We start from the raw sequence: 8,988 nt of genomic DNA, 5'->3' as shown, positions 1-8,988 counted from the left end.
ACCGGGTTCGCCGACCTCGACGACCTCACCAACGGTCTCCACTCCGGCCAGATGATCATCGTCGCGGCGAGGCCCGCCATGGGGAAATCGACCTTCGCCCTCGACCTCTGCCGGTCGGCATCGATCGCCAACAACCTGACCAGCTGCTTCTTCAGCCTCGAGATGACGCGCTCCGAGATCACGATGCGGCTGCTGTCGGCCGAGGCCAAGATCCCGCTCAACCACATCCGCAACGGCAACATGCAGGAGGGCGACTGGGACAAGCTCGCCCGCCACATGGGCAAGGTCTCGTCGGCGCCGATGTTCATCGACGACAGCCCCAACATGACGATGATGGAGATCCGGGCCAAGGCACGCCGCCTCAAGCAGCGCCACGACCTCAAGCTCATCGTCATCGACTACATGCAGCTGATGAGCTCGGGCCGCAAGGTCGAGTCCCGCCAGCTCGAGGTCTCGGAGTTCTCCCGCCAGATCAAGCTCCTGGCCAAGGAGCTCGAGATCCCGATCATCGCTCTCTCGCAGCTGAACCGCGGGCCGGAGCAGCGCGGCGACAAGCGCCCGATGATGAGCGACCTGCGCGAGTCGGGGTCCCTGGAGCAGGACGCCGACATGGTGATCCTGCTGCACCGTGACGACGTCTACGAGAAGGAGTCGACCCGCCCCGGCGAGGCCGACCTGCTCGTCGTCAAGCACCGCAACGGCGCCACCCGCGACATCACGGTGGCCTTCCAGGGCCACTACTCGCGCTTCGTCGACATGGCGCACTGAGGGACCTGCCCGGCTGCCCTCGACAGGGGCGATGAGTTCCGACGAGGCGGGGGGTCTCCCTGCCATGACCGAGACCAGTCCACCCACCGTCCCCGTCCGCACCGCGACCGTCGGCGAGGGCGCGGCCGCCGTGACCTACGACGTCCACGGCGACCTCGGCACGGCCACCCCCGAGCGGCCCGCCCTCTTCCTGCTCGGCTCGCCCATGGACGCCAGCGGGTTCGCGACGCTGGCGAGCCACTTCACCGACCGCCCCGTGGTGACCTACGACCCGCGCGGTGCCGCCCGCAACCCGACCGACACCGCGCCGATCACCGCCGACGAGCACGCGTCCGACATCGCCGCCGTGATCGCGGCCCTGGCTGAGCAGGGCGCCGGACCGGTCGACGTCTTCGCCAGCAGCGGCGGCGCGGTCAACATCCTCCGGCTCGTCGAGACCCACCCCGACGTCGTACGCCGGGTGGTCGCCCACGAGCCGCCCACCGCGATGCTGCTGCCCGACCGGGACCACCTCCTCGCAGCGTGCGCCGACGTCAAGGCGACCTACGAGACGTCCGGGCAGGGGCCGGCGATGGCCAAGTTCATCGCGCTGGTGATGCACAGCGGCGAGGTCACCGACGACTACCTCGACCGCCCGGCGCCCGACCCGGCCCAGTTCGGGATGAGCGCCGACGACGACGGCACCCGCACCGACCCGTTGATGCGCAACTTCCCGGGCTGCAACCGCTACCAGCCCGACCTCGACGCGCTCGCCGTCCTCGGCGACCGGCTCGTCGTCGCCGGCGGTGCCGGCTCGCACGACGAGATGGCGGTCCGCGGCGGCCGGTCGATCGCGGAGGCGCTCGGCCGCGAGCTCACCGTGTTCCCCGGCGACCACGGCGGGTTCCTCGGCGGCGAGTACGGCCAGACCGGCGAGCCCGACGCGTTCGCCGCGCGGCTCCACGCGGTCCTCGACGCCTGACCGTGCCCGACCCGGGCCGGCTGTGACCGTCGTCCTAACGGGCGCCGCCGCATCCTTCGTACCCTCGGCGGGTACCTGTCCACTTGGGCAGGTGACCACCTGTCCGGAAGGAGCGGTCCATGGCGTGCGACGACTGCGGTCACGACTGGCACGGCCTGCGCTGCAGCCACGAGCAGGTCGTCCGTGACGGCTGGTGGCTCAAGAAGGTCACCTGCGACTGCGCCGACGACTAGCCGTCCGGCCTCACCCGGAGGCGCGGTCCTGGTCGACCGGGTGGGCCCCTAGCCTCGGGGGGTGGATGCCGACAGCCGTGCCGTGTTCCGGCGCGGGATCCGGCTCGGCCTCCCCTACGGCGCGGTCAGCGGCGTGCTGTCGCTGTCGTTCGGCGTGCTCGCGGTGCAGGCGGGGTTCACCACGCTGCAGGCGATCGTCACGTCGGCCCTGGTGTTCGGCGGGTCGGCGCAGTTCGCGGCGCTGACCATCGTGTCGGCCGGCGGCGCCATCCCGGCCGCACTGACCGCCGCGACCCTGATGCACTCGCGGTTCCTCGCGATGGGGATCGCCTTCGCTCCGTCGTTGCCCGGCGGCCCACTGCGGCGCGCGGTCGAGGGGCAGGCGGTGGTCGACGCGTCGTGGGCCCTGGCCAACAAGGGTGACGGCACCTTCGACCGGATGCTGCTGTTCGGCACGACGATCCCGCAGTACGTCGCGTGGCTGGCCGGCACCATCGTCGGCGCCCTGGCCGGCGACCTCCTCGGCGACGTCGAGCGCTACGGCCTCGACGCGCTCTTCCCGACCTTCTTCGTCGGGATCCTGCTCGCCGAGCTGGGCCGGCCGCGCGCCCGGGTGGCGGCGGCGCTCGGTGCTGTCCTCGCCCTGGCGCTGGTGCCGTTCACCGCGCCCGGCGTGCCGGTCCTGGTCGCGGCCGCCGCTGCGCTCATCGGCCTCGGCGTCGCCCCGGACGCGCCCGACGCTGGCGCACCCGAGCAGGAGCCGGCATGAGGCTGAGCGAGGGCCAGGTCTGGGTGCTCATCATCGCGCTCGTCACGATGGCCACGCTGATGAAGGCCGCCGGCCCGGCAATCGTCGGCGGGCGTGAGCTTCCCCGCTGGGCCACCGGCGTGATCGCGATGATGGCGCCCGCCCTGCTCGCCGCCCTGGTCGCGACCGCGGTCTTCTCCGACGAGCAGCGCTACACCGTCGGCGCCGACACCGTCGGGGTCGCGGCCGGTGCACTGCTGCTGGTCTGCCGGGTGCCGCTGGTGCTCAGCGCCGCCGTCGCGGTCGGCCTCACCGCCCTCCTCCGCGCCTTCTTCTAGCCCCACCCACGCTGACCCGTCAGCAGCTGCTGACGGGTCAGGGTCAGTGTGTGATCGACCCGTCGGCAGTTGCTGACGGGTCAGCGTCTCGGGGAAAGTCGGTGGCCGAGGTGGTGGTGGGCGGCCTACGGTCGGTGCATGGTCAGCCAGCACGTCACCACGCCGGGTCCTCCGGCGACCCGCTGCTGACCTGACCCAGCACCCCGAGCCCCGGAGCCACTCCGGGGCCGTGCTGCTCCCAGGGTGTTCCGGCCCACCACCCAGGAGCCCCCGTGACCGACCGCCCCGACCGTCCCGACCACCTCGACCACCGCGACCTCAACCGCGACCTCGCCGTCTTCGCCGGCGACCCGCTCGTCGGGCCCGGCCTGCCGTTGTGGCTGCCCGCCGGCGCCGCGGTCTTCGACGAGGTCGCCCGGCTCGCCAAGGACCTCGCCCACGCCGACGGCTGCATCGACGTGCACACCCCGGTGCTCGCCAAGCGGGGGCTGTTCGAGCGGTCGGGCCACCTCGCCAAGTTCGCCGACGACATGTTCCCGCCGCTCGCGATGGGCGAGGCGCCCGACGAGGACCTGTTCCTCCGCCCCGCCAACTGCCCCCACCACGCGCTCGTCTACGCCGCAGAGCCGCACTCCTACCGCGAGCTGCCGATCCGGCTCAACGAGCTGGCGCCGATGTTCCGGGCCGAGCGGTCCGGGGTCGTGTCGGGGCTGAGCCGGGTGCGGCAGATCAACCTCGACGACACCCACGTCTTCTGCCGACCCGACCAGGTCGCCGACGAGGCCGCCCGCGGGCTGCGCTCCGCGCTCGCCGCCCAGGCCGCGCTGGGGCTCCCGGTCGACCACGTCCGGCTCTCCCTGCGCGACGACTCCGGTGGGTGGCTGGGCAGCGCCGAGCAGTGGTCGCTCGCGCAGGAGGACCTCCGCGCGGCGGCGTACGCCGTGCTGGCCGACCACGACCTGCCGCTCGTCGACGGCGTCGGCGAGGCCGCGTTCTACGGACCCAAGCTCGACCTGCAGGTCTCGGACGGCCGCGGCCACGAGGAGACCATCGCCACCGTCCAGCTCGACTTCAACCAGCCCGAGCGGCTCGACCTGTCCTACGTCGGCGCCGACGGCGGGCGGCACCGCCCGGTGATGATCCACCGCGGCGCGGTCGGCTCGATGGAGCGCGTCGTCGCTGCGCTCCTGGAGCGGTACGCCGGCCGCTTGCCGTTCTGGCTGGCCCCGGTCCAGCTCGTGGTGCTGCCGGTCCACCCCGAGCAGGACGCGGCCGCGCGTGCCCTGGCCGACGGCGCCCGCGCCCGGGGACTGCGCGTCGAAGTCGCCCACGACGGGTCCCTCGGCGCCCGGATCCGGGCGGCTCGTCAGCGGCGCGACCACCTGATCGGCGTGGTCGGCGAGCGCGAGGCGTCGGCTGGAGCCGTGCAGGTGCGCGACGTCGGCCAGGACCTCGTCCACGTCGCGCCGGCCGGCGAGCTGGTCGAGCGGATGGCCGGCGCGCACGGCCGTCGCGAGGCCGTCGTCGCTCAGCCCAGCAGCTCGTAGCGCGCGGTGTCGTCCCAGTCGCCGTCGCGCGTCGGCGAGGTCGCGCGCTCGACGCCGACGAGGGTGAAGCCGGCTCGCTCGGCCAGCCCGCGCGCACCCCGGTTGGTCGCCGCCGTCAGCAGGTCCAGCCGTCGTACGCCGAGCCCGTCGGCCTCGGCGCCGGCCAGGGCGTGCGCGGTCACGAGCCCGAGCGCCGCGGTCATCGCGCCGCGCCCGCGGCCGGCCGGGTGCGACCAGAACCCCACCTCGGCGGAGCCGTCCTCGAACCCGAAGACCGCCGCGTTGCCCAGCGCCACGTCGGTGGCGGCGTCGGCCACGCACCAGGCGACCCGGTCGCCGTTGGCCGCGCCGAGCCCGACGCGCAGCAGGTAGCCGGCGACCTCGTCGGCCGTGCGGGGGAGGGGTGCGCGGGGAAGGGCGGCGCGCAGCACCGGGTCGAGTGCCGCCTCGACGAGCCGGTCGCCGTCGGTGTCACGCCAGGGCCGCAGCCGCACCCCGCCGCCCTCGAGCGCCGGGGGCGAGAGCCACCGGGTGCGCGGCCCTCGGTCGTCGGTGCGCGTCAGCCACCCGATCCACGCGTCGCGTCGCTCGCCCCGCTGGTCGAGCATCCCCGGCACGGTCGGGCCGAACGCGAAGCCCACCGACCACGCTGCCCGCCGCGACGCCCAGTTGCCCACCTGGGCCCGCCAGGTCACGACGGCGAGGTCGCGCTCGGCGTACCCCCAGTCGAGGGCGAGGGTCAGCGCCCGCCGCGCGACCCCTCGACCACGGGCGTCGGGGTGCAGCCCGAAGCCGACCTCGGCCTCGCCGACCCCGGTGGACCGGAGGTCGATCGTGCCGGCGAACCGGCCGTCGTGCTCGATCGCGAAGTACGCCGCCGTCGCGCTCGCCCAGGCGTAGGGCACCACGTCGCCGAGGAACGCCGCGGCCGCCGCGTCGTCGTAGGGCGACGGCACCGTCGTCCACCGCTGGGTCAGGGGGTCGGCGCACTGCTCGACCACCCGCGGCGCGTCGGACGGGCGGTGGGCGCGCAGGGTGACGACGCCGTCGGTGAGGGTCGGGACGTCGGCGGGGAATGGCACGAACGCACTATGGCGAGCGACCGGCTCCGAAGCGAGCATGATTCCCGTGACCCGATGCTCCCGAGCGCTCGCCGCTGCCCTCGTCGTCCTGCCCGCCCTCGCCCTGACCGGCGTCCCGACCCACGCCGACGCGGCGTCGACCGCCGCCTCCCACAGCGTGTCCTCGGCCCGGCCGACGGTCTACACCGTGACGGGCCGCGTGGTCCGCTTTGGCAACGGCCGGCCCGTGCGCAACGTGCGCGTGTCGACGTTCGACGGCAACGACACCGACTTCCTCGCCGCCGACCTGACCAACCGCGACGGCCGCTTCACGATGACGGTGACGTCGAGCGACGACACCTTCGGCATCTACGTGCAGGGCGGCCGGGCCGGATTCCAGAACGGCTGGCTGGGGTGCGACAAGACGCTGAAGCCGACGTTCGGCGACGCGTGCACCTTCGGCCCCCAGGTCGGGAAGATCCGGATCAAGGTCGCCTGACCCGCAGCGCCCGCGCGAGCCGGTCGGGCAGGGTCCAGTTGGCCCGCCCCAGGACGGCGACGAGCGCCGGCGCCAGGAGCCCGCGCACGACGACGGCGTCGATGACGATGCCGAGCGCGAGCGTGGTGGCGAGGATCTTTACCTCGACCGCCGGCACGGTCGACAGCGCGACGAACGCCAGGAACAGGATCAGTGCGGCCGACGTGACGAGCCGCCCGGTGTGCGCGATGCCGTCGACGACCGCACGCGGGGTGTCGCCGTGGTCGTCGTACGCCTCGCGCATCCGGGACAGGATGAACACCTCGTAGTCCATCGACAGCCCGAACAGGAACGAGAACGCCGCGATCGGCACCCACGTCGTGATGACGCCGGTCGCCGGCTGGCCGAAGAGCAGCTCGGAGCCGAAGCCCTCCTGCCAGACCAGCACGGTGACGCCGTAGGCCGCCCCGATCGACAGCACGTTGAGCACCAGCGCCTTGACCGGCAGCCAGAACGACCGCAGCGCCCGGGCCAGCAGCAGGAACGTCACGACGACCACGCCGAGCACGACCCAGACGACGTTGCCGTAGACGGCCGAGACGAAGTCGGCGTCCTCGGCCGGGCTGCCGCCGACGCGGTCCGTGCCGACCGCGGTGCGGACGCGGTCGAGGGCGTCGCGGCCGCCGTCGCTGGCGGGGTCGTCGGTGAGCCAGACCTGGAGCAGCGACCGGCCGTCGGCGGTCCAGCCGTCGGCGGCGGGTACGGCGACCGCGCCGACGCCCTGGAGGCCGCGGACCTCGTCGGCGACCGTCTGCACGTCGGACTCGGGGACGACGACCTCGACCGGGCGCAGCACCCCGGCCGGCACGCCGTCGTCGATCGCGGTGGTCGCGGCGCGGGAGGCGGGGGCGTCGGACGCGAGCCCGTCGAGCTGGGGCGAGCCGAGGGTGAGCGTGACGACGGGCGCGGCCAGGGCGAGCAGCAACGCACCGGAGCCGACGATGGTCAGCCAGCGCCGGCGTACGACGACCGTCGCGACGCGCGCCCAGAAGCGCGACCGGCCGTCGGAGGGCTTGCGCCGCGGCCAGGTCAGCCGGGGCCCGAACGCGCTGAGCAGCGCCGGCACCAGCGTCAGCGACGTGGCCACGCTCAGCAGCGGGATGAGCAGCCCGCCGAGGCCGATCGAGCGCAGGAACGGCAGCGGCACCAGGACCAGCGCGGCCAGCGACACCGCGACGGTGACGCCGCTGAACAGCACCGACTCGCCGGCCGTGCGCATCGCGACCCGCACGGCGTCGTCGTTGTCACGCCCGGCCGCCCGCTCCTCGCGCCAGCGCGTGACGATGAGCAGCGAGTAGTCGATCGCGACGCCGAGCCCGATCAGCGCGACGAGGTACTGCACGACGAACGACACGTCGGTGACACCGGTCAGCCCGAGCAGGGCCAGGTAGGTGCCGAGGATCGAGACCGCCGCGACCAGGAGCGGTACGCCGGCCAGCAGCGACCCGAACACCAGCGCCAGCACCACCAGCGCGCCGACCGCGCCGAAGGCCACCTCGACGAGCACGCTGCGGTCGCCCTCGGCCCCGCCCTCGGCGAGCAGCAGGAACCCGGTCAGCTCGACCTCGGTCCCGCTGGCCCGCGCCTCCTCGACGAGGCCCTCGAGCCGCGGCTGCGCCTCGGCGTAGGGCTCGGGACCGGGCGTGACGCGCGGATAGACCACGACGACCGACACCTCGCCGCCCTCGCCGGTGAGCGACTCGGCGCCGGGGTCGTCGGCGGTCACGGTGCGGGTGCCGTCGACGGTCTGCTCGACGGTGCGCGCGAGCGCGACCGCCTGCTGCTGCGCGTCGGGGCCGGTCACCACCAGCGCGAGCGGGTCGGTCGTGCCGCCCCCGCCGAACTGCTCGTCGATGTCGACGTTGGTCTCGTAGGCCGGCTGGCCCGGCAGCGAGAACTCATAGCTCAGCCGGTCGACCGTCGTCGGGGCGAGCACGCCGCCGGTGACCGCCACGACCACCCAGAAGAGCGCGACCAGGCGCCGGTGCCGCAGCACCACGTCGGTGAACCGTCCCATCACGGGCCGACCCCACCGGACCCGGCGGGCCGCCACCACACCCCCAAGGTCCTCGGTCGGTCGCGCTGCAGCCGACGCACCCGTGGTGAGTAGGTCATGCTCGCGGGGTGGACCGGCGGACGAGGTGGGGCGTGGCGCTCTGGCTGGTGCGCCCGGCGTACGTCGCCGCGGAGGTCGTCACCGCGGCCGCGACGACCGGGGGCTACAGCTTCGTCGACGACACCGTGAGCGACCTCGGGGCGACCGGTTGCGACGCGGCGTACTGCTCGCCGCGGCACGCCCTGATGAACGGCTCGTTCGTCGGGTTCGGGATCCTGCTCGCGCTCGGGGCGCTGCTGCTGGCGCCACGGATCGGGCGGCTGTCGACGGTGCTGCTCGTGGTCGCGGGCGTCAGCTCGGTGGCGGTCGGGCTCGCGCCCGTCGACCAGGACGCCGGCCTCCACACGCTGGCCGCGACGCCGCTCTTCGTGGCCCAGCCGATCGCCCTGCTGGTGCTGTCCCGGGTGCTGCGCTCGCGGGCCCTGCTGGCCGGCGGCCTCCTCACCGCGGTGGGCGCGATCGGGTTCGTCCTCGTCGACGGGGGCGCCGGCAGCGGGGCGCTCGAGCGGCTCGCGCTGTGGCCGGTGCTGGCCGCCCTGGCCCTGGTGGCGGTGCGGGTGCGTGGTGGGAAACACACCGTACCGACGGTACGTGAACGCCGTGTAGCGCCTACCGTCGAGGAGTGACCCGCTTCCTCGGCCTGGCCCTGACCACCGCCCTCACCGCCGCGCTGCTCGC

9 protein-coding genes are annotated in these 8,988 nt (G+C 74.1%); 7 read left to right on the top strand and 2 right to left on the bottom strand.

Going from position 1 to position 8,988, the window contains the following annotated elements; translation table 11 throughout:
• The 5 genes from Q7T52_RS04715 to Q7T52_RS04695 all read left to right on the top strand — a co-directional run.
• Nucleotides 1-768: replicative DNA helicase (locus Q7T52_RS04715; RefSeq protein WP_304799883.1), on the top strand; the 768-nt coding region annotated here is incomplete at its 5' end.
• A 64-nt stretch (nucleotides 769-832) separates the two neighbouring features.
• Nucleotides 833-1,729, top strand: a complete 897-nt coding sequence (locus Q7T52_RS04710) for an alpha/beta fold hydrolase (RefSeq protein WP_304799881.1) — start codon at nucleotides 833-835, stop codon at nucleotides 1,727-1,729.
• Between the two features lie 294 nt (nucleotides 1,730-2,023).
• Complete coding sequence (locus Q7T52_RS04705; RefSeq protein WP_304799879.1) at nucleotides 2,024-2,731, top strand: AzlC family ABC transporter permease; 708 nt, start codon at nucleotides 2,024-2,026, stop codon at nucleotides 2,729-2,731.
• A complete protein-coding gene (locus Q7T52_RS04700; RefSeq protein ID WP_304799877.1) occupies nucleotides 2,728-3,048 on the top strand; it encodes an AzlD domain-containing protein in 321 nt (106 codons plus the stop codon). Before Q7T52_RS04705 ends, Q7T52_RS04700 begins: the two co-directional genes overlap by 4 nt.
• A gap of 272 nt (nucleotides 3,049-3,320) precedes the next feature.
• Complete coding sequence (locus Q7T52_RS04695) at nucleotides 3,321-4,595, top strand: threonine--tRNA ligase (protein WP_304799875.1); 1,275 nt, start codon at nucleotides 3,321-3,323, stop codon at nucleotides 4,593-4,595.
• Here Q7T52_RS04695 and Q7T52_RS04690 read toward each other — a convergent pair.
• Nucleotides 4,577-5,677, bottom strand: coding sequence for a GNAT family N-acetyltransferase (locus tag Q7T52_RS04690; protein WP_304799873.1), 1,101 nt, complete (start codon nucleotides 5,675-5,677; stop codon nucleotides 4,577-4,579). The two genes, Q7T52_RS04695 and Q7T52_RS04690, sit on opposite strands and share 19 nt — an antisense overlap.
• Nucleotides 5,678-5,723: 46 nt before the next feature.
• Between Q7T52_RS04690 and Q7T52_RS04685 the strand changes: the two genes are divergently transcribed.
• On the top strand, nucleotides 5,724-6,155 hold the full coding sequence (locus Q7T52_RS04685) for a hypothetical protein (protein ID WP_304799871.1): 432 nt from the start codon (nucleotides 5,724-5,726) through the stop codon (nucleotides 6,153-6,155).
• Here Q7T52_RS04685 and Q7T52_RS04680 read toward each other — a convergent pair.
• On the bottom strand, nucleotides 6,142-8,211 hold the full coding sequence (locus Q7T52_RS04680) for an MMPL family transporter (protein WP_304799885.1): 2,070 nt from the start codon (nucleotides 8,209-8,211) through the stop codon (nucleotides 6,142-6,144). The genes Q7T52_RS04685 and Q7T52_RS04680 overlap by 14 nt on opposite strands.
• Nucleotides 8,212-8,342: 131 nt before the next feature.
• Between Q7T52_RS04680 and Q7T52_RS04675 the strand changes: the two genes are divergently transcribed.
• Complete coding sequence (locus Q7T52_RS04675; RefSeq protein ID WP_304799869.1) at nucleotides 8,343-8,936, top strand: DUF998 domain-containing protein; 594 nt, start codon at nucleotides 8,343-8,345, stop codon at nucleotides 8,934-8,936.
• Nucleotides 8,937-8,988: the final 52 nt, after the last annotated feature.

The organism is Nocardioides sp. (genome assembly GCF_030655615.1).
Lineage (GTDB): Bacteria > Actinomycetota > Actinomycetes > Propionibacteriales > Nocardioidaceae > Nocardioides.
The sequence above is the reverse complement of the archived record's forward strand: the minus strand, read 5'-3'. Positions and strand labels throughout refer to the sequence as shown.